The organism is Marinobacter salarius, from assembly GCF_032922745.1.
GTDB lineage: Bacteria > Pseudomonadota > Gammaproteobacteria > Pseudomonadales > Oleiphilaceae > Marinobacter.
Genome location: NZ_CP136693.1, coordinates 2056080 through 2082806, shown reverse-complemented (window position 1 = coordinate 2082806; position 26727 = coordinate 2056080). Strand labels below are relative to the sequence as shown.

Below are 26727 nucleotides of genomic sequence, written 5' to 3'. Positions count from 1 at the left end.
TTCATTATTAGTGAATGCATTTTTTTGACGACTACTCGTGAGAGTAAAGAATTGATCTTTACTTATAACTGCTACTTTAGTTGACCCATACTCGTTCTACGGCTGATTGAGGAAAAACTGAAACACAAAAACCGCAACACCGGAGACGTCCTGGTGGACGAATCCGGTGTTGCGGTTTGTTCTTGTCGGCGTGTGTCTGCCTCGCCCCTATCAGGCGCCGATCACACCGCCATCGTCTTTGGTCACAATAACGGTGGCGTCGCGGGGACGGGACTCCGCCGCGTTCGGCCAGTTGCCGTCCGGGTGCTGGATGTTAACGAACATGGTTTTCACGTCCGGTGTGCTTATAACGCCAGTTACTTCACAACCCTGAGGGCCAACGAAGAAACGCTTGATTTCGCGTGTCTCCGGGTTAGCGGCCAGCATCATGTTGTTGAAGTACGGATCAGCATCAGAGCCATCGGTCTGGATCCACAGGCGGCCATTGTCGTCAAACCAGAGACCATCCGGACTGTTGAAAATATTATCGTCGTTCAGGGAGACGACGGCTTCACCATCGACAACGGTTTCCGTTCCCTGCTCACCGGCAAAGACGAAGATATCCCAGTCAAAGCTGGTCGCCGTGTGATCGTTACCTTCTTCAGTCCAGCGAATGATGTGGCCGGTAGCATTGGGAGAGTTCGGGTTGGCGGCGTTGACGTCGTCGAACCCTGGCTGGCCCCGGTTAGAGTTGTTTGTCAGGGTAAAATAGACCTCGCCAGAATTGGGATCAACGGCGCCCCATTCCGGGCGGTCCATCGTCGTAGCACCGGCGATATCGGCTGCGAGGCGTGTATTCAGCAGAACGTCTGCCTGATTCTCAAAACCGTCGAACTGGATATCGCCGACCATGTTGCCTTCGGCCGCAGCAACCTTGCTGGCGAAATCCGCATCGTCCAGATCCAGCGCCAGCCAGTCACCAGAGCCATCCCCGTTGAAGCGGGCAACGTACAAGGTACCCCCATCCAGCAGGTAGCCACCGGCCGTCGCGGCGTAGTATGGCTGGGACGATACAAACTTGTAGATGTATTCGAAACGGGAATCGTCACCGGAGTAGCACACCACCGGCTCACCTTCTTTCGCCGGCGCGAAGATGACGCCTTCATGGCCAAAGCGGCCCAACGCAGTGCGTTTCTGGGGCTTGCTTTCCGGGGTGAACGGATCAATCTCAACCATGAAGCCGTAGGTGTTGGCTTCGTTGCGATAGTCGTCGGTCGCAGCCGCTCCGGTCGTGCTCACATTAAACCGTACATACTGGTCGGCCGCACCGTCTGCCAACTCCCAGTCGTATCGGCTGGAACTGCCAACACCATGTCTGGTCTGCTCGCGAGGCTGGGTCGCATCGCTATTGGCAAAGTAGCCGTGCCAGTTCTCTTCCGCGGCCAGGTAGGTGCCCCAGGGCGTTGGGCCCATCGCGCAATTGTTCAGGGTACCGCGAGTTTCGGTCGCGTTGGGGCTGTATGTTGTGACCAGCTTGCTGTACCCACGTACCGGACCACGGATGTCCATCTCCGTGCTGCCGGTAATGCGACGATTGAATGGACTGCCGAAGACGACGTCCCAGGTACCGTTGGTGTCACGTTTGATATGGACGACAGACACACCGTGAGCGGCAATTTCCTTGCGAACCTCATCGGCGGGGCGCACGCCACCATTATCACCGGCGTTGGTCGGCCCATTGGCATGGAGCGCAGACTGATTGATGTACTCATGGTTCATCACCAGCAGGCCTTCCGTTGAGCTGTTGCCACCGGCCTTCTGGTCAATCGGGAAGAAATGAAGACCGTCGTGGTGCATCCCAACCTGCTGTTCCTGATCGGCACCGGTATTGGTGCCATCGGCTTTATACTCAGGATAGGAGCCGGTGATCGGGGTCCCCCAGGGCAGGAAAGTGATGGAGGAATAGCCCTCAGGAACAACCACTTCGTTGGCGGTGGATACGGCAACCGCACTGAAACCAAGATCCGTGTTGGTGGAACTTCCCCCTGTGGAGGTACCGTTGTCATCGTCGTCATCGCTGCCACAGCCGGCCAGGCCCAACCCCATAACGCTGGCCAACGCGGCGCCAACGGAACCCTTCATAACGGTACGGCGCTGCATACGGGCCGCAAGGACCTGATGAAAGGGCGTGTTGCTTGAATGGTTAACGACGGGCTCGTAATTGGGATCCAGGTAGTTGGGATCCAGGTCATGCTTTGCCATGGTCCTGCTCTCTCTCGGGTGGGTTATTGGTTTTCGAGAGAACAGTGTCGGTGGGTTAAGTGACAGATTTCAGACAGTAAAAAGACAGTTTCTTTAACATTTTCTTACAGCCCATAAAAAAGCCTGCCCCTCAAGGGCAGGCCACAGACGCAATCTTATTGCATGGAGTCGCCAGCTTCCTCGGCGGCTTCGCCCATCTCTTCACCGGTTTCTTCCATCGCTTCGCCAGTTTCTTCGGCAGCATCTCCAGCAGCGTCCTTGGTCTCGTCCCAAGCGCTGTCATTCTGGCCGGTGGCATCTTCGTAGGTCTCTTCGACCGCATCGCCGGCGTCATCCGCCATTTCCTCAACGTTGTCGCCAGCTTCCTCGAGATCGGCGCCTTCGTTGTCATCCTGGCTGCAGGCCGCAAGGCCCAGCGTCATCAGCAGTGCCAGTGCGCTCAGTGTCAGCTTGTTCATAACTGTGTCCTTTCTTTGGCGTGTGAATACAACAGCGACAAGTCTACGGCCGTGACTGAGCGGGCACAATTACTTGGGAATTACGTTTTTGTTAGCAGCGACAATAAGTTAGGAAAAGCAATAACCTGTAGCCATCAATTTGCTCCGGCTACGACCTTACCGTCCAGTGTCAGTACGTGATCAAGGCGAACCATGTGCCCTCGCCCCAGGAAAACAAACTCCTGGCCAGCACGACTGAAGAGATCGCGGATAACATCGTGGGTCGTACGGATCTGACCGGCATCGTCGCGATAGACAATCTCGGCCAGTTTTGAAGAGGTCAGATACTCCCGGAGCAAACTGTGAATTTCACAGCGTACCGGGCGATAGGCGTTGGAGGCGTGTCCCGACGTCATGGCAGTTTCTTCCCTGTGGGTGCAGCAGGATAGGAAAGCGCTCCGAAACGCCGAAAACTGCGCTCCAGAGCCTGCCTACAGTCTGGTTTAGATTGTGTCAGTCCGCCAGTTTCAGAACCACTCCGACTTCATGTTCATGCAAGTATCGTCCTGGTTGCGGAGCAGCACCAGATCCTGTGCCACGGTGGGCAACTCCCAGTGGAAGAAGTACTGGGCGGCCTGCAGTTTGCCCTGGTAGAAGCTCCTTTCTTCGTCGCTGTTGGCGGAACCGAGGGCCTTGGCGGCGGCATTGGCCTGACGCAACCACATCCAGGATACGATGATATGACCAAACAGGTGCAGGTAGCAGGAGGCGTTGGCCAACACCCGGTCGGTGTCCTCCGACATCAGGGATTTACCCAGGCTCTGGGTCACTTTCACCGCTTGCTGCAGGGTTTCACTGAGGGACAGCGCCCATTGCTGGCATCGATCGGTGGTGGCGGCTTCCAGGTCCACCTGCATTTCCTGCATCAGCAACTGCAGGCCGTGGCTCTGGTCCTGCCAGATCTTGCGGCCCAGCAGGTCCAGCGCCTGGATGCCGTTGGTGCCTTCGTGAATCGGGTTCAGGCGGTTGTCCCGCCAGCACTGCTCCACCGGGTATTCGCGGGTGTAACCGGCACCGCCATAGACCTGGATGGCCAGGTCGTTGGCTTTCGGCCCGAACTCGGAGGGCCAGGCCTTGATAACTGGCGTTAGCAGATCCAGCAACTTGCCGGCTTCCATCCGCTTCTGCTCGTCCGGATGGGTGTGCTGGTCGTCCATCAAGCGTGCGCCGTAAAGGCACAGCGCCAGGCCACCTTCACTGTAGGCTTTCTGGGCCAGCAGCATACGTCGCACATCGGCATGTTCAATGATGGGGACCTGGGGTGCCTCTGGGTTCTTTTCTGACGGTTTGCGGCCCTGCAGGCGGTCCTTGGCGTATTCCAGGCTGTGCATGTAGCCACGATAACCAATCACTGCAGCGCCGAAGCCAACGCCAACCCGGGCTTCGTTCATCATCTGGAACATGTACTTCAGGCCCTGGTGGGGCTCACCCACCAGGTAGCCATGGCAGGGTGCGTCGTCACCAAAACTGAGCGCCGTTGAAGTGGTCCCGCGGTAGCCCAGCTTGTGAATCAGGCCAGCCAGGTTCACGCCGTTACGTTCAGTCGCGTTGCCTTCTTCATCCACAATGAATTTCGGCACGATAAACAGGGAGATGCCTTTTACGCCTGCCGGGGCGCCTTTAACCTTCGCCAGCACCATGTGAACGATGTTTTCGGTGAGGGACTGTTCTCCGCCGGAGATGTAGATCTTGGCACCTTTGATCAGGTAATGACCGTCGTCAGTCGGCGTGGCGGAGGTGCGGATATCAGACAATGACGAGCCGGCGTGGGGCTCAGTCAGGGCCATGGTGCCGGTGAAGCGGCCGCTGAGCATGTGTGGCAGAAAGGTGCTTTTCTGCTGGTCGTTGCCGAACACGCGGATCAGGTTGGCGGCAGCGGTGGTGAGGAACGGGTAACCTGCGGTGCCCGGGTTGGCGGCGGTGAAGAAGCCGTTACACGCTGCCATGACGGATTCGGGGAGTTGCATGCCTCCCAGTTCATAATCGTAGCGCCCGGCAATGAAGCCGGCATCGGCGTAGGCGTCAAAGGCTTCTTTTACCTGAGGCAGCATTTCCACCTTGCCGCCGACGAATTTGGGCTCGTCTTTGTCGGCGGCGCTGTTGTGGGTGGCAAATTTGTCACGGGCGATTTTGTCGGCGGTTTCGATAACGGCGTCGAAGGTGTCGCGGCTGTGTTCGCTGAAGCGCTCGCGTTCGCTGAGGCTTTCGGTGTCGAGTACTTCGTAGAGTTGGAACGCCAGGTCGCGGCGGTCAATCAGGGTGTCGGTCATTTCGGGTCTCCTGTTTATGGCGTATAGCCTCTCATACGGTTGTTTTTGTTGAAACCGGCGTTAATGACATAATCATGGTTAAAATTGCCACTTTAATTCCAGGCCTCCTTTGTGAATGCGCGGCTTGGGGTGCTCGGCAGACGGTCACCAACCGGGAAGACCCTCCCGGGACACGCTGTGAATACGTCCGTGTACGCTTGACGGCAGCATCCTTGCTGCCGACAGTCCCGGGAGGGTCTTCCCGGCTGGCGCCCTGATTTGGAGGTGGTATGCGAACGGTTTCTGTTATTGGGTTTGATGGGGCGCTTGCCAGTGCGATTACGGGGGTTATCGACCTGTTTCGGCTTGCAGGGGTGACCTGGGCACGCATCAACGATACGCCTCCGGAGCAGGAGTTCACCACTCAATTGCTGACCGAGGGTGGTCGGCCCTGTCGGTGTATCAATGGGATAACATTGATGGCCGATGGGGACTGGCAGGACATTCCCACCGGTAATTCGCAGGCAGACCTGGTCATTGTACCCACGATTGGCGCGCCGATTGCGCAGGTTCTGGAGGCCAATCCCGGGTTGGTTGACTGGCTCAGTAACTTTCGGGAGGCGCCTTCGGGGCAGGTTCGGGTAGCCAGTAACTGCACAGGGGCGTTTCTGCTGGCGGAGGCGTTTGTGATTGATGCGGGGCGGACCAGTCAGGCGCCTTACGGAGCCCTGCAGGCCCGGCGCTATCATTCCGATGCCGCTGTTCTGAAACTGCAGGACTGGCACCCGGTATTTATCGGGCGAGATTTGGGAGGTAACCCGAGCGCTTTTGGCCCGGGTTATGCTTAGTTTTCACTACAAGGCCAAAAGCCGAGGCAAAACGTAAAAATAACTGACACAGGCTATTCCCTGTGGAGGGTAATACCATGACCGCACCGCAAAAAAACCAGCAATGCGCACTGCTCAATCGCCTTTACGACATGAAGCAGAAACAGCTACTTCAGGCCAGTCAGCAGGCCGATAGCCTTCGCTATCGGGTATTGTCGGCCGAGGCTGACGCCATTAGTGAGGCCCTGAAAGCCATGCGGTAGACGGTGGTCGGCCACCCTGACGGTGACCTAATAATCCACTGTCTAAAAATGATCAAAACGATCACTTTGTGACCAAAATTGTCCATCCGGTCAAAGCTGGGCAGCCACTTCCGTCCCCTGACGAATCGCTCGTTTGGCATCCAGCTCTTCCGCCACATCCGCGCCACCGATCAAATGAGTCTGAATTCCCCGATTGGCCAAATCATCAAACAACGCCCGGAACGACTCCTGACCTGCGCATATGATGATGTTGTCTACAGCCAGCACCTTGCTCTCGGTGACCTTGCCGTCCTTGTCGGAGAGCGTGATATGCAGTCCGTCATCATCAATTTTGTCGTAGCTACACCCCCTCAGCATTTCAACATCACGATGCTTGAGGCTGTTGCGATGCACCCAGCCAGAGGTCTTGCCCAGACCACCGCCGACTTTGCTGCTTTTGCGCTGCATCAGGTAAATTTTGCGAGGTGACGATGTCGGCTTGCGTTCAGCCAGCCCGCCGGGCCCATCGAATTGCGGATCAACGCCCCACTCAGCCTGCCAGTCTGCCATGCTGACCTGCTCTCCCTCGGGGTGATGACCGAATTCGTGAGTGAGGAACTCGCTGACATCGAAGCCAATACCGCCGGCACCTATCACCGCTACCGACTGGCCCACGGGCTTGTTGTGGCGCAGGACATCGAGGTAACCGAGTACCTTCGGGTGGTCGATGCCGTCGATTTTAGGCGTCCGCGGTTTCACGCCCGTGGCGATGATCACGTCGTCAAAGCCCAGTTCTCCCAATCCATCGGCATCCACGCGGGTATTGAGCTTCAGTACAATACCCAGGATTTCGATCTGGCGCTGGTAATAACGCAGCGTTTCATAGAACTCTTCCTTCCCGGGGATTCGCTTGGCGTAGTTGAACTGGCCGCCAATTTTGTCATCCGCTTCAAACAGCGTCACTTTGTGACCCCGCTTGGCAGCGGTGGTCGCGGCGGCCAAACCGGCAGGACCGGCTCCGACCACCGCCACACGTCGGCTGACCGGAGCCACCGTCAGGACCAACTCGGTTTCGTGGCAGGCGCGCGGGTTCACCAGGCAGGATGCCCGCTTGAGCTGGAACACGTGATCCAGACAGGCCTGGTTGCAGGCAATACAGGTGTTAATTTCGTCACTACGGTTCTGCTCTGCCTTGCGCACAAATTCCGAATCCGCCAGTAACGGTCGCGCCATGGACACCATATCGGCCTTGCCCGCCGCGAGGATTTCCTCCCCTTTCTCCGGGGTGTTGATGCGGTTGGTGGTGCACACCGGAATGTCCACTTCGCCATAAAATTTGGCAGTCACGTCTGCAAAGCCGCCCCGCGGCACCGACGTCACGATCGTTGGCACCCGGGCTTCGTGCCAGCCGATACCGGTATTGATAATGGTGGCACCGGCTTTTTCGATGGCTTTGCCCAATTGCACCACCTGATCCCAGGTCTGCCCACCTTCTATAAGGTCCAGCATCGACAGACGGTAAATAATAATGAACTCGGGGCCGACCGCCTCCCGCATGCGGCGAACGATCTCCACCGGCAACTGCATGCGGTTCTCGAACGGTCCGCCCCATTTGTCAGTGCGTTTATTGGTACGCTCACACAGGAACTGGTTAATGAAATACCCTTCCGATCCCATAACCTCAACGCCGTCATAACGGGCCAGTTTCGCCAGTTTTGCAGCGTTGACGAAGTCATCAATCTGCTTATCGACCCCCTTGGTGGAGAGCGCACGGGCCTTGAACGGCGTAATGGGCGCCTTGGTGGCCGAGGCAGATACACTGAAGGGTTGGTAGCCGTATCTGCCGGCGTGAAGCAACTGCAGACAGATCTTGCCCCCGGCGTCGTGGACCTCAGAGGTCACATGGCGATGAAGCATGGCCGTGCCGCGATGGTTCATAGTAGAGGCCAGCGGTGAAAGCTGCCCCACGAAGTTGGGCGAAAAACCACCGGTGACCATCAACCCCACGCCGCCTTCGGCACGCTCGGCAAAATAACGGGCAAGCTTGTGGATGTTCCAGAACCGGTCTTCCAGGCCGGTATGCATGGAGCCCATAAGCACGCGGTTTTTCAACTCAGTGAAACCCAGGTTGAGGGGTTTCAGCAGGTTCGGATAGGCTGCGGTCATGTTGTTTCTCTTTGATTGATCGTTTGGTCGTCTCGTCTCACGCGGACGTTTTCATCAGGAGGCAACATGGTAGCATAGCGGCCTACGACTAACGTATGACATGGAATCCACACTATGAGCGCACGCGAATCTGAACGGGTATTGATCACCATCGAGGATGGCATCGCCATCGTGACCCTGAACCGCCCGGAGAAATACAACGGCCTGGACATGCCCATGTTCGAGGCCATCACCAGGGCGGCCAAAACCCTGAAGAAAGACCGCAGTGTGCGTGCAATCATCCTGAACGGTGCCGGAGACGCTTTTTGTTCCGGGCTGGATGTAAAGACCGTGTCGAAGAATCCGGTGAACTTCCTCAAGCTGCTGGTCAAACCTGGCCGCAGGATCAGCAATCTCGCCCAGGATGTCGGCTATTTATGGCGGGATGTACCGGCCCCAGTGATTGCCGTTACCCATGGCTACTGTTTCGGCGGTGGTTTCCAGATTGCGCTGGGAGCTGATTTTCGGTTTTCCACCACCGACTGCACGTTTTCCATCATGGAGAGCAAGTGGGGGCTGATCCCAGACATGAGCCTGACCGTGACCCTGCGGGAACTGGTTCCCATTGATCTGGCCAAGGAGTTGACCATGACTGCGCGGCAATTCAACGGTACGGAAGCAAAAGCCATGGGTCTGGTCAGCCGCGTAAGCGATGACCCCATGGCAGAAGCGATGAACTTTGCACGGGAGCTTGCCGAGCGCTCCCCGGACGCCGTCGCCGCCAGCAAGCTGTTGTTCAACCGCAGTTGGAACGCCACCGACAAAACCGCACTGGACTGGGAAACAAAGTTGCAGAAAAAGGTGCTCGGGCGGGCGAATCAGCGCATTGCCGTTGCCAGGAATTCCGGCTCTCCCGATAAACCCTACCAGGATCGCCGTGATTTCTGAACGCGGATAAATGGTCAGCGTACTTGACCTGCGTAGACGGCCACGTATCATCAGCCGGGGTAACTGATTATCGGAGCAACCATGACGACCGCGAGGTCCCTGGCTAATACACATCCCGGTTTTTCACCGGTCGCTGCTGATGCAAAGAAGCATCGCGGCAGCTTGCCCTACTTCCCGGATCCACCCCATCACTGCTGATATTCTGGCCACCATTCAAATGGTTGCCCGTGCAAGCACGGACACCGGGGGCTAAACTCAGGCAACACTTGCATCTCCATCCATAAAGAAGAAAGCCAATTAAGAGGTTGCGATGTCGCTACCGCTGGTCGTTTTACTGCCGTTTCTGGGAGCCCTGGCGGCTCCACTGTTCGCCCAGGGCGGACGCACGGCAATTGCCGTAATTTCCTGTGTCCCCGCCATCATTGGATTGGCGGCACTATATCCCCACTGGGCAACCCTGGCCGACGGCGGCATCGTGCAGCACACCACCGAGTGGCTGCCAGCCCTCGGACTGTCTTTCAGCTTTCGCCTGGATGGTCTATCGCTGCTTTTTGCGCTGCTGATCCTGATTATCGGGCTATTGATCATCCTGTACGCCCGCTACTACCTGAAGCCCCACGAGAACGTCGGTAAGTTCTACGCGCTACTGCTGTGCTTCAAGGGCTCCATGCTTGGCATCGTGCTGTCGAGCAACCTATTGCTGATGATGGTTTTCTGGGAGTTGACCAGCCTGACATCGTTCCTGTTGATCAGCTTCTGGACCCATAAAAAAGACGCTCGCCGCGGTGCAAGGATGGCACTTGCAGTTACCGGAGGCGGTGGCCTGGCACTGCTTGCCGGCGTCCTGTTGATTGGCAACATCGTGGGCAGCTATGAACTGGAGGACGTTCTCGCCGCCGGGGACTTGATCAAGAACCACAGCATGTACCCGGTGGCACTGACTCTGGTGCTGCTGGGTGCGTTCACCAAGTCCGCACAGTTCCCGTTCCACTTCTGGCTCCCCCACGCCATGCAGGCGCCAACGCCTGTTTCAGCCTACCTGCATTCGGCCACCATGGTGAAAGCGGGCATCTTCCTGATGGCCCGGCTGTACCCGGCCCTCGCCGGCACCGAACAGTGGTTCTACATGGTCAGTTTTACCGGCATGGCCACGCTGCTGATCGGCGCCTATGTCGCCATGTTCAAGCATGATCTGAAAGGCCTCCTGGCTCATTCAACGGTCAGTCATCTTGGCCTGATCACCCTGCTGTTTGGTATGGGTACCCAACTGGCTGCCGTCGCCGCGGTCTTTCATGTGATCAACCACGCAATATTCAAGGCGTCCCTGTTTATGGCCGCCGGCATTATTGACCATGAGACCGGCACCCGGGACATGCGCAGGATCAATGGCCTCTGGCGCTACATGCCTCATACCGCCACGCTGGCCATGGTGGCGGCAGCGTCGATGGCGGGTGTGCCGCTGCTCAATGGTTTCCTGAGCAAGGAGATGTTCTTCGCCGAAGCCCTGGAACTGAATCTTCCCGGCCTGTGGGCCTATCTGCCTCCGCTTATTGCAACACTGGCCGGCATATTTGCCGTTGCCTACTCGGCGCGATTCATCCACGACGTGTTTTTCAACGGTCGGCCCGTCAACCTGCCTATCTTTCCGCCCCATGAGCCGCCAAGGTACATGAAAATACCGGTTGAGATCCTGGTCTTCGCCTGCCTGATGGTTGGCATGTTCCCGGCGTTCTCCGTCGGCCCACTGCTCTATGCTGCAGCGTCTGCCACTCTGGGTGGCGACGTTCCCGAGTATCACCTGACGGTTGTTCACGGCTTTAACCTGCCGCTGCTGATGAGTTTCGTGGCCTTCTTCGGGGGCCTGTTGATGTATACCCAGCGCCAGCGGTTTTTCGATTTCCACGCCCGTTTCAAGGAAATTGATGAAAAAGCGGTCTTCGAGGCCATCGTTAGCCGAATTTCGGACACTGCCCATACCGTTACCGCCTACATCGAGAACGGCTCACTGCAGCGCTACGCCATGTTGCTGATCGTCAGTGTGATTGCTGTTGCCGTGCTCCCGCTCTGGGACCTGGGGATTGCCATCGGCAGTAATGGGCTCAGCCCGGTGGATTGGCCCACGCTTATCGGTGTTGCCATCCTGGTGGTTGCGGCCCTGGGTACAGCGGCTGTGCATCGTGACCGGTTCTTTGCGCTGGTTTTGCTCAGCGTCGTTGGGCTTCTTGTTGCTCTCGGCTTTGCCCGCTTCTCAGCTCCGGATCTGGCGATGACGCAGTTGTCGGTTGAAGTGGTAACGATTGTCCTGCTGATGCTGGCGCTGTACTACATGCCGTCCTGGACGCCGATCGAGACGCCGAAAGGTCGCCGCATCAGGGATATTCTGATCGCTGGCGCGGCCGGTATCGGCATGACACTCATTACCCTGGCCATGCTGACACAGCCGTTTACGTCAATTTCGGAGTTTTTCCTCGAGAACAGCAAACCCGGCGGCGGTGGCACTAACGTGGTCAACGTCATTCTTGTGGACTTCCGTGGCTTCGATACCCTCGGTGAGATCACGGTTCTGGGCATTGCGGCACTGGGCATTTACGCGATGCTGCGACATGTTGACCTGACGCCGCCTCCAGGCGACGGCCAGGGCCATCCCTGGACGCGGGATGCGTACCCGATGATGCTGCAGCAGATTGCCAGGCCGATGCTGCCATTGGCCCTGATGATCTCCGCCTATATATTCCTGCGCGGCCACAACATGCCGGGTGGCGGCTTCATCGCCGGATTGATCACTGCGGTGGCGCTGATCCTGCAATACATTGCCAGCGGGATGTCCTGGACCCAGGACCGTATTTCAATCCGCTACCACAACGTCATCGGCCTGGGGCTGCTGTTCGCACTCATCGCCGGGGCTGGCAGCTTCGCATTCGGCTATCCGTTCCTCACATCCACGTTCGACTACGTCTACTGGCCTGTGGTTGGGAAGTTCGAGGTAGCCTCGGCGCTGGTCTTTGATCTCGGCGTTTATCTGACCGTTATCGGCGCCACACTGCTGGCGCTGACCAGCGTTGGTCGCCTGTCACCCCATTCGGCCATCAAGAGTACCAACTATAAGGAGGGCTCATAATGGAGCTTGCATTCGCGGTGGTCATCGGGGCTTTGACAGCCTCCGGGGTTTACCTGATGCTCAGAGCCCGCACCTTTCCCGTTGTGGTGGGCCTGACCATGCTGTCGTATGGCGTTAACCTGTTCCTGTTCTCGTCGGGACGGCTGGCGACCGGTGGCCAGCCCATCATCGGCAGCGCGGAAACCTATTCCGACCCCCTGCCCCAGGCACTGGTGCTGACCGCCATTGTGATCGGTTTCGCCATGACCGCCTTCGTTGTTGTGCTGTCCTTGCGCAGCCTTGCCGACAACAACGACGACCATGTCAACGGTCGTGTTCCGGAACAGGACCGCACTCCGCAAGAGCAGGAGCAGGAGCAGGAGGGCATCAACACATGAACCACTGGCTGACTGCTCCCATACTGATTCCGCTGATCGGCGGCATATTGCAGGCTTTTATGGGGTACGCGCCCATCACTTTGAGGCGGACGCTCGCCATTGCCACCACGGTGCTGATGCTGGTGGCCGCAATCGTCCTTCTTGTTCTCGCCGACGACGGCAGCTATCGCCTCTATGCGTTTGGCAACTGGCAACCGCCGTTCGGTATCGTACTGGTGCTGGACAGGCTTGCGGCACTGATGCTCGTCATGACGGCCGTACTGGCGCTGTTCTGTCACATCTATGCGATCGGTGGCACCGATGAGAGCAGCCGTCAGTTCCACGGATTGTTCCTTTTCCAGCTACTTGGCCTGAACATCGCTTTCCTGACCGGAGACCTGTTCAACCTCTTTGTTGCGTTCGAGGTCCTGCTGATTGCCTCCTATGGCTTGCTGATGCACGGTGAAGGCACCAGCCGGACCGTTCCCGGCCTGCATTATGTGGTATTGAATCTCGCAGGCTCCGCCGTCTTCCTGATCGCCGTCGGCATGATTTACAGCGTAACGGGAACGCTCAACATGGCAGACCTGGCGGTCAAGATTCCGCAGGTGGCCGAAGAGAACCTTCCCCTGGTGAAAGCTGGTGGCATGATGTTGCTGGTGGTTTTCGGCCTGAAGGCTGCCATCCTGCCCCTGTGCTTCTGGCTACCCGGAGCCTATTCCAACGCCACAGCGCCGGTCGCAGCCTTGTTTGCGGTCATGACCAAGGTGGGTATCTACGCCATTATCCGCGTCTTTACGCTGATCTTTGGCAACCAGGCAGGTGAGCTGGCGGGCCTGGGTATGGATTGGCTTTTCCCATTGGCACTGATCACCCTGACCATGGGCGTCATCGGGGCCCTGGGTGCCGCGAGCCTGAGGAAGCTGGTTGCCTGGCAGGTGATTATCTCGGTAGGGACGCTGCTTGCCGCGATCTCGTTTGGCACGGTAGCCGGCACGTCCGCCGCACTTTTCTACCTGCTCAACACGACCTGGGTGGTCGGTGGCTTATTCCTGGTGGCCGATCTCGTTGATGGTCAACGTGGCAGTGCCCAGGACAAAATTGTCACTGCGCCACGGATCCCCAACCGCACGTTCCTGAGTGTGCTATTCCTGATGGGGGCTGTGGCTGCCGCAGGCCTGCCCCCACTCAGTGGTTTTTTTGCCAAGCTACTGATTCTCAAGTCAGCGGTGACCGAGTCGGATGTTGCCTGGCTTTGGAGCGTGGTGCTGATTGGCAGCTTTTTCACACTGATCGCCTACAGCCGCGCAGGTAGTATCGTGTTCTGGCGCAATGTGGAAGGTCATATTGAAGAACCTCAAAAACTGACCCCATCCCTGTCTGTTTCGGCGAGCGCGTTGATTTCGCTGAGTATCGTGATCGTCATCCTGGCCGGTCCAATCAGCCGCTACGCCGAAGATACGGCAGCACAGCTCCATGACACCAGCGCCTACACCGAGATCCTGGGCACACCCATGGTTGGGGAGGAGAAGTAATGCTTGACCGCCTGAGCTTTCCGCAGCCATACCTCAGCCTCATTCTATTTGCCATTTGGCAGTTCCTCAGTGACGGCGTTTCTGGCGCCAGCGTTGTCCTGGGGCTGGTTCTGGCCTGGATGATCCCGCAATTGACCCGTGGCTTTTGGCCGGACCCTCCCTTCTTCGCGCGTCCCTGGAAGCTGCCGCCGTATCTGGTCATTGTCCTCTACGATATTCTGGTTGCCAGCGTTTCCGTCGCCCGCCTGATACTCAGCGGCCGTGAACCCAAACCGATACTGGTGTCCTATCCCCTGGAGCTGACGCATCCCCTGGCCATTTCCATGCTGGCCAGCACCATTTCCCTGACACCGGGAACCGTCAGCGCCGATGTCAGTGACGACAGAACGTTGCTGCTGATCCACGCCCTTGACGCCGAGAGCGACGAAGAGGTGATCAACGCGATTCGTACCCGCTACGAGGCACGCCTGAAGGAGATGTTTCAATGATTACCATCGCGCTGTACATCACCATTGCCATGGTTGTCCTGGCAACGGTGCTGAACGTCTATCGACTGGTCAAAGGGCCGGATGCACCGGATCGGGTACTCGCGCTGGACACCCTGTACATCAACGCTATCGCGCTGATTGTCTTGCTCGGAATAACGTTGAGCACACGCCTGTACCTTGAAGCCGCACTGCTGATCGCCGTGATGGGCTTCGTTGGTACCGTGGCGATGGCCAAATATCTGAAGCGCGGCAGCGTGATTGAATAACAAACAAGGTAAGCACCCAGTGACCAGAGGTTTCCTGTTATGAATCCCATTGCCGAATACGCCGTTGCACTATTACTGCTCATCGGTGGTTTTTTCACCCTGGTCGGCGCCATTGGCCTGGCGCGGCTACCTGATTTCTACACGCGTCTGCACGGCCCAACGAAGGCCACCACCGTGGGTGTGGGCGCCATCGTGCTGAGCTCAGTCATCTACTTCAGCAGTAAGGGGGAAGGCGTGGGCATTACCGAAGTGCTCATCACCGTGTTCCTTTTCCTGACCGCGCCGGTGAGCGCCAACATAATGGCCAAGGCAGCCATGCATATCAAAGTACCTACCGTTGAAAATACTCGAGGGAATACCTGGGATCAGTAACGGAAAATTTGTCATTGGAGTTGCACAAATTTCCCGTATAGTGGGCTCCCACAATTTCGAGGAGCGTATCCCATGCTGAAAGTAAACGAGTATTTTGACGGCAAGGCCAAATCCATTGCCTTCCAGACCTCCAGCCTGCCGGCTACCGTGGGGGTAATCAGCCCGGGCGAGTATGAGTTTGGCACCAGCAAGAAGGAAACCATGACGGTGATCAGCGGCGTATTGACCGTTCTCCTGCCCGGCATGGAAGAATGGATGACCTATGGTTCCGGCGAGTTTTTTGAAGTGGCGGGACAGGCCAGCTTCAAGGCCCGGACCGACGTAGACACCGCCTACCTCTGCACCTACGAATAATTTCTCGCGAATAACCTCTCGCGAACACCCCCTCGAGAGCGCAGACCGGGACCAACGGGCCATTTGAACCCCGCCACGCCTGATCTGCGCTTTTTTATGACCCAAAGGTTTCCGCAGGCCATAAACTGTGTCAGATTTACCCCTCTTCTCGTTATAAATTAAACAATTGAGAGAGGCACCGAATCATGGCACAGACCCGTACCCTGAAGCCGGCAGACAACGCCCACCAGTACCCACTGCTGATCAAGCAACTGCTTCTTTCCGGTCCCCGGTACTCTCCCGACCAGGAAATCGTTTACGCCAACCGCAGCAAGTACACCTATACCGACCTGGTTGAACGTATCAACCGACTGGCCAACGCCCTCACCGACGCAGGTGTCAAACCGGGTGATACTGTCGCAGTGATGGACTGGGATACGCCCCGATACCTGGAATGCTTCTTCGCCATCCCGATGATTGGCGCCGTGCTGCATACGGTGAACGTACGCCTGTCGCCCGAGCAGATCGTCTACACCATGAATCACGCTGAAGACGACATGGTGATGGTACACGACGACTTCCTGCCCATTCTGGAAGGCGTGAAGGACGAGATTAAAACGGTCAAACACTACATCCAACTGAGTGACGAGGCACAAGCGAAAACCACATCACTGCCATCACTCGGCGAATACGAACAACTGCTTGCCAAGGCCGGTACAACGTTCGACTTCCCGGACTTCGACGAAAACAGCATTGCCACCACCTTCTACACCACCGGCACCACCGGGAATCCAAAGGGTGTTTTCTTCAGTCACCGCCAGCTCGTTCTCCATACGCTGGCCATGACCGGCTCTTTGTCTGCGTATGATGAGATGCCGCTACTGAGGTCCTCGTCCGTTTACATGCCCGTGACCCCCATGTTCCATGTACACGCCTGGGGCGTGCCCTACGCGGCCACCATGTTGGGCATAAAACAGGTCTACCCCGGACGCTATGAACCGGAACTGCTGGTAGACCTCCTCAAGGAGCACAAGGTGACCTTCTCCCACTGTGTGCCGACGGTCATGCAGATGATGATGGCAACCGAATCCATCAAGACGGCCGACCTCAGCAACTGGCACGTACTGATCGGTGGCAGCGCCCTTACGCGCGGCCTATGTGACGCCGGGGCGAAGCTGGGCGTATCCATGTATACGGGGTATGGCATGTCGGAAACCTGCCCGCTTCTCAGCACCACTCACCTGACAGCAGAGGATCTGGAACTGCCCCTGGAGCAGCAGACCTCCAAGCGCATCAAGACCGGTATTGCCGTGCCCATGGTGGAACTGGAAATCGTGAATCCGGAGGGCGAACCGGTCCCCCACGACGGCGAGGCCAAGGGCGAAGTGGTTGCCCGGGCACCGTGGCTGACCCAGAGTTACTTCAAGGAGCCGGAGAAAGGCGAGGAGCTCTGGCAAGGTGGCTGGCTGCACACGGGTGACGTGGCAAGCCTGGAAACAGACAACACACTGTTGATCAAGGACCGCATCAAAGATGTCATCAAAACCGGCGGTGAATGGCTGTCCTCCCTGGATCTGGAAAACCTGATCAGTCAGCATCCAGCCGTCGCCGGTGCAGCGGTGGTGGGTGTGCCCGACGAGAAATGGGGCGAACGGCCCCACGCACTGGTTACCCTGAAGCCGGGAGAGGAAGCGTCATTGGACGATATCCAGAACCACCTGAAGCAGTTCGTGGATTCCGGTGAGATCAATAAGTGGGCCATTCCGAACCAGATTGATTTCGTCGACGACATACCGAAAACCAGCGTTGGCAAGATCAACAAGAAACTGATTCGGGATCAGTTGCAGGAACACTAAAGCCCGGTAAACGCAAAATCCACATCGGGGGTGCGACCAGCCACAATGTCCGCCAAAGCGGCCCCGGAACCACAGGAATGTGTCCACCCCAACGTGCCGTGGCCGGTGTTCAGGTAGAGGTTGCCGAAGTGGCTCTTTCCGATGTAGGGCACATTGGAGGGGGTCGCCGGGCGCAATCCGGCCCAGAACTCGGCCCTTTCCCAGTGCCCCGCATCGGGCATCAACTCTGCGGTGCGCCGGACGATCGTTCGGCAGCGGGTCAGGTTCAGTGCCCGGTTGTAGCCGCTCAGTTCCGCGGTGCCTGCGACCCGTATGCGGTCGCCCAGTCTTGAGTACACCAGCTTGTATTCATCGTCGGTAAGGCTGACGTTGAAGGCAGCGGCCTCACTCTTCACCGGCACCGTAATGGAGTAGCCTTTCGCTGGGTAAATGTTCAGAGTCAGGCCCAGTTTTCGAGCCAGGATAGCGCTGAAGCTACCCAGGCACAGCACGTAGTTGTCGGCACGAAGGATCTGGTGGCGACCTTCACGTATAACATTGACTCCGAGAACACGATCCTGGGTGTTCTCGAACCCCAGGATCTCGCTGTTGTAGAGGAACTCCACACCGGCTTCCTCAGCCTTTTTCGCCAGGGACTGAGTGAATCGACGGGCATCACCGGATTCATCTTCCGCGGTGTACGTGGCGCCGGCAATCCGTTCTTTAACTGGAGCCAGGGCGGGTTCCAGTTCGACGGCCCTGTTGGTGTCAATCACCTGACGATCACACCCCAGTTCTCGCATCATGCGGGCCGGCCTCAGGGCCGATTCGAATTCCTCAGGATTGGTGTAGAAATGCAGGATGCCTCTCTCGAGGTGGTCGTATTCAATGCCGATGTCCTGGCGCAACGCTTGTAAATGAGCGCGGCTGTAGATCCCCAGATTCACGATCTGCCGAAGGTTGTAAGCCGCCCGGGAAGCCGTGCACTGCTTCAGGAAAGCCATCGCCCAGCGCCACTGGACCGGGTCCAGGCGGGGACGAAAAAGCAGCGGTGCATCGGACCGGACCAGCCATTTAAGTAGCTTCAAGGGGGCAGAAGGATTGGCCCAGGGCTCGGCGTGGGATACCGATATCTGGCCGCCGTTGGCATAACTGGTTTCGGTGCCTGCCTGATTTTGCCGGTCCACTACCGTCACGTCATATCCCTGCTGCCTCAGGAACCATGCGCTTGTAACACCAACAACACCTGCACCCAGCACCAGTACGTGCATCCATTTTCTCCGGTTGAACAAGTTCAGAACGCTACATAGTATACATATGGGTATACAATGTCAGCCACCGGACCGTTTCACCGTCCAACCTTTCTCCTTCAAAAGGGGCACCAGCAGGTCTCGCTGATCACCCTGGATCTCCACGGTGCCTTCTTTCACCGTGCCGCCGGTTCCGCATCGGGCTTTCAACACCTTCGCGAACGCTTTCAGTTCCTTGTCGTCCATCGGAATACCGGTAATCAAGGTAACGCCCTTTCCTTTGCGCCCCTTGGTTTCCCGACTGACGCGCACAACGCCATCACCGGAGGGGCGAGCCGGTGCCCCGCAAACACATTCATCAACGGGGTGGCGACAGTCCGGGCACATACGCCCCTGTTCCGTGGAGAACACCAGTCCCCCAGAACGATTCTTCATAACGTCCTCATGTTGTTTAAGAGCCCTGTTGAGACACTCACGCCCCGGGAGGGTATTTTTCGAACATGTCCGCGACAATCTCGTCGATCAGCTCCCGCCGCGACTCGGTTGCCTGGTTCTCATTCAGATAGCGCCGGCTTGCTGCGCGCCAGACGACACGATCAGTCTCCGTGTCTACCAGCTCCACCACCAGCTTGCCTTCCTGGATTTCACGCACTGGTGGAGCCGACGACAGCCCCCAGCCAAAGTTACCACTGCCGAAACCGAAACCGAGCCCAACACCGCTGCGCTCGAGACGCTCCTCCTCAACCACCTGCCAGGTGACAAGCAGATCCGCCTCGCTTTCGCCCACTTTACGCATGGCCTTTCGGTTCAGCTCTCGCTCAACCGCACTCTCTATCCGACCACCATCAAGCGAGGTGAAAGACTGGTCCTCGCCCTTCGGTGCAAAGGCCCAGGAACTGTAGTTACCGAAGACCGCGTTGGAATCGTAGTCGGTGACTACGTTGCTGGCGCAGCCCGTCAGGGCCATCAAAAACAGGGACACAACGATAGCTTTCATAATCTTGGTTGCCTCTTTCCATACTTCATTTATTAAAGTATACGCACAGTCGACACGAAGCGTTTCGCAAATGGTTCCTTAGCTGTCAAAACGGTAACCCATACCCCGACTCTCGCAAAACGCCATAAATTCCTGATTCCGCTCTTCCACCAGGCTCACGTCAGCCGTTACACCGGCGCTGTACCCAACGTTGCCAATCTCGGCACCGTTTTGGTCACACCAATGCCTGAGTGGCTGCTCATCTGCGAAGGTCATCGTCACCGTTACTTGTGACATGGGTTGCTGAATCACCCTTTCAACCCCCGAAAGGACAGCTTCGGTTGCTCCTGCGTAGGCCCTGACGAGGCCGCCAGCGCCGAGTTTGATACCTCCAAAATACCGTATCACCATCACCAGCACGTCTCCCAGGTCCTTGTGCTGAATGACACTGAGAATGGGCTTACCGGCCGTTCCTGATGGTTCGCCATCGTCGTTCATGGCGGCTTCAGCGGCCGCGCCGGGCCGGCCTATCTGATAAGCCCAGCAGATATGGCGGGCATCAGGGTGGTCGTTCCGGGCCTGTTCAAGCCAGGCCTTGACCTCATCCCGGGACGACACCGGCGCAACCCGGGCAATAAACCGACTCTTTTTGATCTCTGTCTCCCGCTCAAGAAAGCCAGCGGGTATCGGGTAATCCTTGGACATAAAACCAGTTCCTGACACACAGCCATCATGAGGCCAACAGCAAGCCTTTCTATCCTCTTCACCCAGAGGTAAAGAGCGGAAATCTCAACACCACCATCAAACCGCCCGGCTCGCCATTGAGCGCTTCTATCCGGCCGTCATGGATGGCAACAATGTCCCTCGCAATAGCCAGACCAAGCCCCCACCCCTTGCCCCCGCGGGACTTGTCAGCCCTGTAGAAGGGCTCAAAGAGATGGGGCAGAACGTCTTCAGGCACACCTGGGCCTTCATCCCGTATTTCCACCAACAAGTGCCGTTGATCACAGCGCAGCGCGACATGCACATTCTTTCCCGGCGGCGTATGATCCAGGGCATTCTGAAGGACATTGTCCAGCGCACGCTGGATGAGCCCGCGATCCCCTAACAACGACGTGTTGCGGCAGCCCTCATCCACCATAAGCTGGCAATCCACTCCCCGGTGCTCGGCGTAGTCCGCCGCATCCCTCAGAACGTCATTGATCACCACGACTGGCTGCACGGCTTCCCGCTCGATATCGCCTCCTTGCTCCGAGACCCGGTAGAGCGTCAGGATCTGGGAGGTCATCGCTTCCAGACGTTCGTTCTGCCGCAGGATCGAGGCCAGCAGATCCGCATCCACGCTACCGTCACTGGCCAGCTCAATGGCAATCCGTTGCCGCGTCAGGGGGGTTCGGAGGTCGTGAGATATATCACGCAACAGGTGTGTCTGGCGATCGAGCAAACTGCACAGTTGCTGGGTCATGGCATTGAAGGCTGTCGCCAAAGCACCCACCTCGTCCCGTCGACTCGCGATGCGATCACTGACCCGAAGCGCATTGTCCCCTCCAGCAATGGCACGAGCGGTGGATTCCATATGTTTAAGGGGGCGGGAAACCAGACGCGCAATCCACCAACAGGCAAGCGTGATGATAACGAACGCCAGCCCCAGTTCCAGGAGACGGAACAACTTGGGATCAAGCCAGCCCTCGCCATCCAGGCGGGGCCAGGCCACCAGGCGATGGTCCGCACCGACCTCAATAACTGCCGGTTTCTGCCGGTGCCAACCACCCGATTTCATCCGCTCGCGGATGGATGAAGGCAGGTCTCCGTCGTGGCGATCTGCGTCTATCAGTAACAGGTGAAGGTCCAGGCTCCGCCCCTGCTCCTTAAGGAAGCGCCAGGCCGCTCCGCGGCCCTCGTTTTCCCTGACCACCAGAGCCTCCAGCGCCAGCTCCCGCAGACCGACCTGTCGTTCGATGGCCATTCGCTCCCGTTCCATCAGGGCACGGGTTGCCACATTACTCATCAGCACTGTGATCGCCATAGCCAGCCAGATCGACAGGAAGATCCGCCAGAACAGGGGGAATCTGAGCCGCCGGGTCATACCGGCACCCGATAGCTATAGCCCAGCCCGCGTACGGTTTCGATTCGGGGCGGGTCATCATTTCCCAGTTTTTTTCGGAGGTTGCTGATGTGCATATCCAGGGTACGATCATAGGCTTCCAGCCGACGGCCCAGAGCCCACTGCATAAGATCCGTCTTGCGTACCACACTGCCTGCGTGGGCCAGCAGTACCTGCAACACTTCGTATTCCGTAGCGGTCAGATCCAGTGCCACGTTGTTGTGGTAGATTCGACGATGAACCGGCTCGACCCGCAAGTCGCCGTAGGCCCTTGATTCATCCGTTCCCACTTCCTGATCCCAGGCAACACGGCGAAGCAGCGCCTGTAGCCGAGCGATCAGTTCCCGGGGGTTGCAGGGTTTGGGTATGTAATCATCCGCGCCAACCTCAAAACCCACGATTCGATCCGTCTCATCGCCACGGGCCGTCAGCAGTACAACGGGAAGATGGGTTTTTGCCCTTAACTGACGCAGTACTTCCAGGCCGCTGATATCCGGCAACATGATATCGAGCACCACCAGGTCGCAGTTTTGCCCCAGCGCCAGTGACAATCCATCCTGACCGTTTGCGGCTTCTCTTACGGTGAAGCCCTGATTGGTCAGATAGCGGGACAGCAGTTCCCGCAACTCCTCGTCGTCTTCAACCAACAGCACCCGGTTCTGCATGGCAATCCTCCGTTGTGACTGAATGCAGTCTAACACGCTCCCACAAGCCCACTGATTTGCATCATTTTCCTTTGCATAACCTTTACAGTTCGCTGACGCCGCCTGACACCGTCCTCCGCTAGCATAGTCCCTGTGAGTTCAGACCGGGCCTGCTCGTGCAGGCTCATTTACAACACAGGAGAACACCCAATGAAACACATCACTTCCGGACGCATTGCCAGCGCGTTGATCGCAGCAACTCTTTTGACCAGCCCAATGGCGATGGCCTCGGACCACGGCGAACACCACCGCGGCAAACACGACAAAGCCGAGATGTGCGAGAACATGCGCGAGGGCAAAGGCTGGTTCAATGACGAAAAGCGCCAGGAAAAATGGGCAGAGCACCGCAACGACATGGCGGATCGCCTGAAACTGACCGACGAGCAACGCGAGATCTGGGACGAGATCCACGAGGAAAGGCGAGAGAAACACAGCGCCAAGATGGAAAAACGGCAAAAGAAAATGGAAAAGCGCTGCAAAGACATGGAAAACAGCACTTCCGAGCAGTGATCACAGGCCGGGTTCTGACGTATGGTACTGGGTAAACCACGGAGAAGCCCCGACCATGCCAGAACCCGGTACCGCAGAACTGACAATCCGCCCCGTCCAGTCGATTGATGACATCCATCCGCAAGACTGGAACGGGTTTGTCGGCCGTTATAACCCCTTTCTTCAACACGAGTTTCTGCTTGCACTGGAAGAGTCTGGCTGCACAAACACCGCGACAGGCTGGCAACCGGCCCATCTGGCGTTCTACCTGGACAACCGGCTTGCCGGAGTGGCTCCGGCCTACCTGAAAGCTCACTCCATGGGAGAATACGTCTTCGACTGGGCCTGGGCCGATGCCTATCAGCGCTATGGCATGGATTACTATCCCAAGCTGCTGATTGCCATTCCGTTCACACCCTGCCAGGGGCCACGGCTGTTGTTTTCGGAAACCCTTCGCCAGTGGATGACGCCCGCACGAATCCACGATGCGCTGGATGCCATCACCACACGCCTGGGGGCCCACTCCTGGCACCTGCTTTTCCCGGATCGCCAGGACCAGGCACTGCTGGACAGAAGCGACCAGCTTCACCGGATCGGCTGCCAGTTCCACTGGCACAACCACGACTACAACACCTTCGAGGACTTTCTCGCCCGGCTGACGTCGCGCAAGCGCAAATCAATCCGCAAGGAAAGAAGACAGGTTGCGGATCAGGGCATTTCATTCCGACATTTTTCGGGAGACGATATCCCGGATAATGTGCTCGCGGCCTTCCACGTATTTTACCAGGCCACCTACCTGAAACGGGGCCAGCGGCCATACCTGAACAAGGCCTTTTTCCGCCTGCTGAAAGACCGCCAAGCGGAGCATCTTCACCTTGTCATGGCGGTAAAAGAGGGTGAGATGATCGCCGGTGCGCTATTCCTGACGGGCGAGGATACGCTCTACGGGCGCTACTGGGGTTGCCTGGAGGAATTCGACCACCTGCATTTTGAAACCTGCTACTATCAAGGCATTGAACTGGCCATACAGCTGGGGTTGGCACGCTTCGATGCTGGCGCGCAGGGGGAGCACAAACTGGTTCGGGGGTTTGAGCCGGTGATCACCCATTCCTGGCATGGCGTTATGCACCCCGGTTTTCGCGACGCCATCGAAAGGTTTACCAGCGAAGAAGCGGAGCATGTCATGGCCTATACTGAAGATGCCCTGCAGGCGCTGCCATTCAGACAGACCGAGCAGAACCAGTAGCAAGCCAGGGGTCGTGCAGACACTTACCGGAGCGGGCAGCCATGGACATGGACTACCTTTTCGACTTTCTCGCGACAACACAGCTGACGTTCTTCATCGCAATTGCCGCACTCGTTGTGGCAATTGTCGCCCTGTTTTCGGCCTCCGCCGCCAGGCGGGCCGCGGCTGAACAGAGTGACACCGTGAAGCAGCGCGTCGAAAGCCTGTGGCATGACATGGACGAAATACGCGTGTCCCAGTTCAATGGCCCCGACTCCACGGAAGCCGGAAGAAACCCGATTGCCAGTGAGCAGTTCTCTGCTGAAAAGGCCGCTTACGAAGCCATCTGGCCTCTGGTCTGGCTATTGCACGACAAGCTGGGCATGTTCCTGCGTTCTGTGGAGTCTGATGAACCGGCCGGCGAATTACGTCTGGAAGCCCGCAAGGCGGCACTGGACGCACGCAGTACCCTCAATCGCGTACGCCCCTTTTGCCATGACGACGTCGATGGGCTCATTACGCAACTGATTGACAACCATATAAAAGCCCATCTGGCCGCCTGCCACTTCATGGATCTGCGCAAGGATTCCCTGTCGTCGAACACCAGCCATGAACGAGAGGTGCAGAAAGAAAAGTTTCACACGCTTTACGAGGGCCAATCCCGCGAACTGCTGAACCAGTTGGTTGGCGCCATCAGACGGCGCATGCTTCGGTAATCCCGGGCCACGCGGAATCTCGCACCTCTGCCTTTCAGTCAGCCCCGAACCTTTGCCAGCGTGTCCCGCTGCAATGCCCTGAGAAAGTCGCTGATCACAACCGGATTTTCATGTGCAGGCTCCAGCGAGCGAAACTGGCCCGGCAGGGCATCCAACGCCCGCTTCGCATTGTCCACCTGACTATCCAGTGTCGGAATGGCGCCTTCGATGATCAGGCCTCGCTTCATGACCGGCTTCAACAGCGGCTCGCCATCAAACACTTCGTCCCGGCCGGCAACGACGTCCTGCGCGAGGCGGCCGTTCGGATCAAGGCGACGGTAGACCTGCTTGCGGCCCGGGAACGACTGCTTGCCAGGGGAGTTTTTCATTCTTGGCAGGTCCGCGTACTCCGTAAGCTTGAAGGCAAGCTCCAATGCCGGCTCGTCGTTCGAGGCCCCGATGGCAGTGCCAACACCGAAGCCGTCGATGGGGGCGTTGTCGGAGACAAGTGTCGCGATCTTGTATTCATCCAGACCGCCGCTCGCCATGATTTTTACATCGCCAAGGCCCGCCTCATCCAGCATACGTCGGCATTCAGCAGCGTCCGAGGCAAGGTCGCCGGAATCCAGGCGGATACCACCAATGCGCACCTCCGGTTCTTCTTGCAGCCAATCGATGATCCTCGCCACCGCCGAGCGGGTGTCATAGGTATCAACCAGCAGTGTTGTGCCCGGGTAGAGCCGGGCATAGGTTCTGAACGCCTCCATCTCACCTGTACAGGCTTGAACGAAGCTGTGTGCCATGGTGCCGTATACCGGCATGTTGAAATCCAGGCCTGCCAGGACATTGCTGGTTCCGGCCAGGCCGGCGAATCGGTACGCGCGCACACCTCGGTGTGCCGCGTCCATACCATGGGTGCGGCGCATCCCGAAGTCGACGACCGGCCGGCCTTGCGCCGCGAATATCAGGCGGACCGCCTTGGAGGCCAGCACAGATTCCAGATGCACGTAGTTCATCACCAGGCTTTCCAGCAACTGAACCTCGGCAACAGGCCCCTCCACTTCCAGCAAGGGTTCCTGAGGGAATACCGGCGTTCCTTCCGCAATCGCATGTACAGAACCACTGAAGCGGAATTCCCGCAGCCAGTCCAGAAACCGGGGTTGGAACCTGCCCAGGGATTCCAGGCGCTTTATGTGTTCGTCGGTAAAGGCGAGAGATTCAATAATATGGGCCACGTGCTGCTGGCCACAGGCAAGAACGAAATTACGGTTCTCAGGAAGTGTGCGAAAGAAAAGACTGAAAACCCCGTTCTCGTTCATGCCTTCGGACCAGTACGCCTGGGCCATAGCCAGCTCATACAGATCCACCAGCAGAGGCAGGTCAGTCTCTTTTACAACCGGGGGGTGTTTCAGCACAGTTCCGCGCCCTCCTCTTCCAGTTGCGTAGCGTCGAATGCGGAATAGTCATCCACTGAAGCTGATGGCATCTACCGGATGTCAGCTTCCCTCAATCTTGAAGCCTATCTTGAGCACGACCTGATAGTGTCCGACTTTTCCGTCGACCACATGGCCGCGCGTCTCCTGCACCTCGAACCATTCGATGTTGCGAAGATTCTTGCTGCATTCGGCAATCGCATTCTCAATGGCATCCTCGATACTTTTCTTCGAAGAGCCAACCACTTCCACCTTCTTGTAAACATGATGGTCGGACATGACGCCTCCTGTTCCAAGGCTGTAAGTGTCAGGCAAGTGCTTCGAATGCCTGTATTTTCAGCGTATACCAGTAAACCGTGACCATCAAATGACCAAGAGCACGGGCGACGGGAACTTTAC

General features: G+C 57.6%; 27 protein-coding genes. 14 read left to right on the top strand and 13 right to left on the bottom strand.

What is annotated here, in order from left to right; genetic code table 11:
- Nucleotides 1-210 precede the first annotated feature (210 nt).
- From R1T46_RS09660 to R1T46_RS09645, 4 genes are all read right to left on the bottom strand, one after another.
- Nucleotides 211-2241, bottom strand: coding sequence for a PhoX family phosphatase (locus R1T46_RS09660; protein WP_317308091.1), 2031 nt, complete (start codon nucleotides 2239-2241; stop codon nucleotides 211-213).
- Between the two features lie 155 nt (nucleotides 2242-2396).
- Complete coding sequence (locus R1T46_RS09655; protein ID WP_036209554.1) at nucleotides 2397-2699, bottom strand: hypothetical protein; 303 nt, start codon at nucleotides 2697-2699, stop codon at nucleotides 2397-2399.
- Nucleotides 2700-2833: 134 nt separating this feature from the next.
- Nucleotides 2834-3094 (bottom strand): hypothetical protein, encoded by a 261-nt coding sequence (locus R1T46_RS09650; protein ID WP_036209551.1) that lies wholly within the window; start codon nucleotides 3092-3094, stop codon nucleotides 2834-2836.
- A 111-nt stretch (nucleotides 3095-3205) separates the two neighbouring features.
- Entirely contained in the window at nucleotides 3206-5008 is a 1803-nt protein-coding gene (locus R1T46_RS09645) for an acyl-CoA dehydrogenase (RefSeq protein WP_317308090.1), read from the bottom strand.
- A 269-nt stretch (nucleotides 5009-5277) separates the two neighbouring features.
- Here R1T46_RS09645 and R1T46_RS09640 point away from each other — a divergent pair, with 269 nt between their 5' ends.
- Nucleotides 5278-5835, top strand: a complete 558-nt coding sequence (locus R1T46_RS09640; protein ID WP_317308089.1) for a hypothetical protein — start codon at nucleotides 5278-5280, stop codon at nucleotides 5833-5835.
- A 77-nt stretch (nucleotides 5836-5912) separates the two neighbouring features.
- Nucleotides 5913-6077 (top strand): hypothetical protein, encoded by a 165-nt coding sequence (locus R1T46_RS09635; protein ID WP_317308088.1) that lies wholly within the window; start codon nucleotides 5913-5915, stop codon nucleotides 6075-6077.
- 90 nt (nucleotides 6078-6167) lie between these two features.
- On the opposite strand, the gene R1T46_RS09630 is transcribed toward R1T46_RS09635, so the two are convergent.
- Nucleotides 6168-8222: an NADPH-dependent 2,4-dienoyl-CoA reductase gene (locus R1T46_RS09630; protein WP_317308087.1), complete on the bottom strand. Its 2055-nt coding sequence runs from the start codon at nucleotides 8220-8222 to the stop codon at nucleotides 6168-6170.
- A gap of 114 nt (nucleotides 8223-8336) precedes the next feature.
- Here R1T46_RS09630 and R1T46_RS09625 point away from each other — a divergent pair, with 114 nt between their 5' ends.
- The 9 genes from R1T46_RS09625 (at nucleotide 8337) to R1T46_RS09585 (ending at nucleotide 17473) form a co-directional block, all read left to right on the top strand.
- On the top strand, nucleotides 8337-9149 hold the full coding sequence (locus R1T46_RS09625) for a crotonase/enoyl-CoA hydratase family protein (protein ID WP_317308086.1): 813 nt from the start codon (nucleotides 8337-8339) through the stop codon (nucleotides 9147-9149).
- A 310-nt stretch (nucleotides 9150-9459) separates the two neighbouring features.
- Nucleotides 9460-12267, top strand: coding sequence for a monovalent cation/H+ antiporter subunit A (locus R1T46_RS09620; RefSeq protein ID WP_317308085.1), 2808 nt, complete (start codon nucleotides 9460-9462; stop codon nucleotides 12265-12267).
- Complete coding sequence (locus tag R1T46_RS09615; RefSeq protein WP_317308084.1) at nucleotides 12267-12644, top strand: Na+/H+ antiporter subunit C; 378 nt, start codon at nucleotides 12267-12269, stop codon at nucleotides 12642-12644. The genes R1T46_RS09620 and R1T46_RS09615 overlap by 1 nt, the downstream gene beginning before the upstream one ends.
- Entirely contained in the window at nucleotides 12641-14158 is a 1518-nt protein-coding gene (locus R1T46_RS09610) for a monovalent cation/H+ antiporter subunit D (RefSeq protein ID WP_317308083.1), read from the top strand. Before R1T46_RS09615 ends, R1T46_RS09610 begins: the two co-directional genes overlap by 4 nt.
- The gene (locus R1T46_RS09605) at nucleotides 14158-14646 is read left to right on the top strand and encodes a Na+/H+ antiporter subunit E (protein ID WP_317308082.1); all 489 of its coding nucleotides are present in this window, start codon (nucleotides 14158-14160) and stop codon (nucleotides 14644-14646) included. Before R1T46_RS09610 ends, R1T46_RS09605 begins: the two co-directional genes overlap by 1 nt.
- Nucleotides 14643-14912: a K+/H+ antiporter subunit F gene (locus R1T46_RS09600; RefSeq protein ID WP_317308081.1), complete on the top strand. Its 270-nt coding sequence runs from the start codon at nucleotides 14643-14645 to the stop codon at nucleotides 14910-14912. Before R1T46_RS09605 ends, R1T46_RS09600 begins: the two co-directional genes overlap by 4 nt.
- A gap of 39 nt (nucleotides 14913-14951) precedes the next feature.
- Nucleotides 14952-15284: a Na+/H+ antiporter subunit G gene (locus R1T46_RS09595; protein ID WP_317308080.1), complete on the top strand. Its 333-nt coding sequence runs from the start codon at nucleotides 14952-14954 to the stop codon at nucleotides 15282-15284.
- Nucleotides 15285-15356: 72 nt separating this feature from the next.
- Nucleotides 15357-15638 carry a pyrimidine/purine nucleoside phosphorylase gene (locus R1T46_RS09590; RefSeq protein ID WP_317308079.1) on the top strand — a complete coding sequence of 94 codons (282 nt, stop codon included), beginning with the start codon at nucleotides 15357-15359 and terminating at the stop codon, nucleotides 15636-15638.
- Between the two features lie 185 nt (nucleotides 15639-15823).
- The gene (locus R1T46_RS09585; protein WP_317308078.1) at nucleotides 15824-17473 is read left to right on the top strand and encodes a fatty acid--CoA ligase; all 1650 of its coding nucleotides are present in this window, start codon (nucleotides 15824-15826) and stop codon (nucleotides 17471-17473) included.
- Here R1T46_RS09585 and R1T46_RS09580 read toward each other — a convergent pair.
- From R1T46_RS09580 to R1T46_RS09555, 6 genes are all read right to left on the bottom strand, one after another.
- Nucleotides 17470-18723 carry a D-amino acid dehydrogenase gene (locus R1T46_RS09580; RefSeq protein ID WP_305936668.1) on the bottom strand — a complete coding sequence of 418 codons (1254 nt, stop codon included), beginning with the start codon at nucleotides 18721-18723 and terminating at the stop codon, nucleotides 17470-17472. The two genes, R1T46_RS09585 and R1T46_RS09580, sit on opposite strands and share 4 nt — an antisense overlap.
- Before the next feature lie 60 nt (nucleotides 18724-18783).
- A complete protein-coding gene (locus tag R1T46_RS09575) occupies nucleotides 18784-19137 on the bottom strand; it encodes a translation initiation factor Sui1 (protein ID WP_036209515.1) in 354 nt (117 codons plus the stop codon).
- A 37-nt stretch (nucleotides 19138-19174) separates the two neighbouring features.
- The gene (locus tag R1T46_RS09570; RefSeq protein ID WP_075197047.1) at nucleotides 19175-19699 is read right to left on the bottom strand and encodes a DUF4136 domain-containing protein; all 525 of its coding nucleotides are present in this window, start codon (nucleotides 19697-19699) and stop codon (nucleotides 19175-19177) included.
- Between the two features lie 78 nt (nucleotides 19700-19777).
- Nucleotides 19778-20383, bottom strand: a complete 606-nt coding sequence (locus R1T46_RS09565; RefSeq protein WP_317308077.1) for a YigZ family protein — start codon at nucleotides 20381-20383, stop codon at nucleotides 19778-19780.
- 58 nt (nucleotides 20384-20441) lie between these two features.
- Nucleotides 20442-21764: a sensor histidine kinase gene (locus tag R1T46_RS09560; protein WP_213479519.1), complete on the bottom strand. Its 1323-nt coding sequence runs from the start codon at nucleotides 21762-21764 to the stop codon at nucleotides 20442-20444.
- Complete coding sequence (locus R1T46_RS09555; protein ID WP_317308076.1) at nucleotides 21761-22447, bottom strand: response regulator transcription factor; 687 nt, start codon at nucleotides 22445-22447, stop codon at nucleotides 21761-21763. Before R1T46_RS09555 ends, R1T46_RS09560 begins: the two co-directional genes overlap by 4 nt.
- A gap of 189 nt (nucleotides 22448-22636) precedes the next feature.
- Between R1T46_RS09555 and R1T46_RS09550 the strand changes: the two genes are divergently transcribed.
- From R1T46_RS09550 to R1T46_RS09540, 3 genes are read left to right on the top strand one after another with little or no spacing between them, the layout of a single operon-like run.
- Complete coding sequence (locus R1T46_RS09550) at nucleotides 22637-22996, top strand: hypothetical protein (protein WP_213479518.1); 360 nt, start codon at nucleotides 22637-22639, stop codon at nucleotides 22994-22996.
- Between the two features lie 55 nt (nucleotides 22997-23051).
- Nucleotides 23052-24221: a GNAT family N-acetyltransferase gene (locus R1T46_RS09545; protein ID WP_213479517.1), complete on the top strand. Its 1170-nt coding sequence runs from the start codon at nucleotides 23052-23054 to the stop codon at nucleotides 24219-24221.
- A 41-nt stretch (nucleotides 24222-24262) separates the two neighbouring features.
- Complete coding sequence (locus R1T46_RS09540; RefSeq protein WP_036209499.1) at nucleotides 24263-24916, top strand: hypothetical protein; 654 nt, start codon at nucleotides 24263-24265, stop codon at nucleotides 24914-24916.
- A gap of 38 nt (nucleotides 24917-24954) precedes the next feature.
- Here R1T46_RS09540 and R1T46_RS09535 read toward each other — a convergent pair whose 3' ends face one another.
- Together R1T46_RS09535 and R1T46_RS09530 are read right to left on the bottom strand one after the other, a co-directional pair.
- On the bottom strand, nucleotides 24955-26310 hold the full coding sequence (locus R1T46_RS09535; RefSeq protein WP_075197041.1) for a nicotinate phosphoribosyltransferase: 1356 nt from the start codon (nucleotides 26308-26310) through the stop codon (nucleotides 24955-24957).
- A gap of 81 nt (nucleotides 26311-26391) precedes the next feature.
- Nucleotides 26392-26607, bottom strand: a complete 216-nt coding sequence (locus R1T46_RS09530) for a dodecin (protein ID WP_007154494.1) — start codon at nucleotides 26605-26607, stop codon at nucleotides 26392-26394.
- Nucleotides 26608-26727: the final 120 nt, after the last annotated feature.

Coding starts and splice junctions, on each gene's coding strand:
- R1T46_RS09660 (WP_317308091.1), bottom strand. CDS start 2,241: ATGGCAAAGCATGACCTGGATCCCAACTACCTGGATCCCAATTACGAG.
- R1T46_RS09620 (WP_317308085.1), top strand. CDS start 9,460: ATGTCGCTACCGCTGGTCGTTTTACTGCCGTTTCTGGGAGCCCTGGCG.
- R1T46_RS09595 (WP_317308080.1), top strand. CDS start 14,952: ATGAATCCCATTGCCGAATACGCCGTTGCACTATTACTGCTCATCGGT.
- R1T46_RS09590 (WP_317308079.1), top strand. CDS start 15,357: ATGCTGAAAGTAAACGAGTATTTTGACGGCAAGGCCAAATCCATTGCC.
- R1T46_RS09560 (WP_213479519.1), bottom strand. CDS start 21,764: ATGACCCGGCGGCTCAGATTCCCCCTGTTCTGGCGGATCTTCCTGTCG.
- R1T46_RS09640 (WP_317308089.1), top strand. CDS start 5,278: ATGCGAACGGTTTCTGTTATTGGGTTTGATGGGGCGCTTGCCAGTGCG.
- R1T46_RS09650 (WP_036209551.1), bottom strand. CDS start 3,094: ATGACGTCGGGACACGCCTCCAACGCCTATCGCCCGGTACGCTGTGAA.
- R1T46_RS09600 (WP_317308081.1), top strand. CDS start 14,643: ATGATTACCATCGCGCTGTACATCACCATTGCCATGGTTGTCCTGGCA.
- R1T46_RS09605 (WP_317308082.1), top strand. CDS start 14,158: ATGCTTGACCGCCTGAGCTTTCCGCAGCCATACCTCAGCCTCATTCTA.
- R1T46_RS09645 (WP_317308090.1), bottom strand. CDS start 5,008: ATGACCGACACCCTGATTGACCGCCGCGACCTGGCGTTCCAACTCTAC.
- R1T46_RS09565 (WP_317308077.1), bottom strand. CDS start 20,383: ATGTCCAAGGATTACCCGATACCCGCTGGCTTTCTTGAGCGGGAGACA.
- R1T46_RS09530 (WP_007154494.1), bottom strand. CDS start 26,607: ATGTCCGACCATCATGTTTACAAGAAGGTGGAAGTGGTTGGCTCTTCG.
- R1T46_RS09655 (WP_036209554.1), bottom strand. CDS start 2,699: ATGAACAAGCTGACACTGAGCGCACTGGCACTGCTGATGACGCTGGGC.
- R1T46_RS09630 (WP_317308087.1), bottom strand. CDS start 8,222: ATGACCGCAGCCTATCCGAACCTGCTGAAACCCCTCAACCTGGGTTTC.
- R1T46_RS09540 (WP_036209499.1), top strand. CDS start 24,263: ATGGACATGGACTACCTTTTCGACTTTCTCGCGACAACACAGCTGACG.
- R1T46_RS09615 (WP_317308084.1), top strand. CDS start 12,267: ATGGAGCTTGCATTCGCGGTGGTCATCGGGGCTTTGACAGCCTCCGGG.
- R1T46_RS09580 (WP_305936668.1), bottom strand. CDS start 18,723: ATGCACGTACTGGTGCTGGGTGCAGGTGTTGTTGGTGTTACAAGCGCA.
- R1T46_RS09570 (WP_075197047.1), bottom strand. CDS start 19,699: ATGAAAGCTATCGTTGTGTCCCTGTTTTTGATGGCCCTGACGGGCTGC.
- R1T46_RS09625 (WP_317308086.1), top strand. CDS start 8,337: ATGAGCGCACGCGAATCTGAACGGGTATTGATCACCATCGAGGATGGC.
- R1T46_RS09555 (WP_317308076.1), bottom strand. CDS start 22,447: ATGCAGAACCGGGTGCTGTTGGTTGAAGACGACGAGGAGTTGCGGGAA.
- R1T46_RS09635 (WP_317308088.1), top strand. CDS start 5,913: ATGACCGCACCGCAAAAAAACCAGCAATGCGCACTGCTCAATCGCCTT.
- R1T46_RS09575 (WP_036209515.1), bottom strand. CDS start 19,137: ATGAAGAATCGTTCTGGGGGACTGGTGTTCTCCACGGAACAGGGGCGT.
- R1T46_RS09585 (WP_317308078.1), top strand. CDS start 15,824: ATGGCACAGACCCGTACCCTGAAGCCGGCAGACAACGCCCACCAGTAC.
- R1T46_RS09610 (WP_317308083.1), top strand. CDS start 12,641: ATGAACCACTGGCTGACTGCTCCCATACTGATTCCGCTGATCGGCGGC.
- R1T46_RS09545 (WP_213479517.1), top strand. CDS start 23,052: ATGCCAGAACCCGGTACCGCAGAACTGACAATCCGCCCCGTCCAGTCG.
- R1T46_RS09550 (WP_213479518.1), top strand. CDS start 22,637: ATGAAACACATCACTTCCGGACGCATTGCCAGCGCGTTGATCGCAGCA.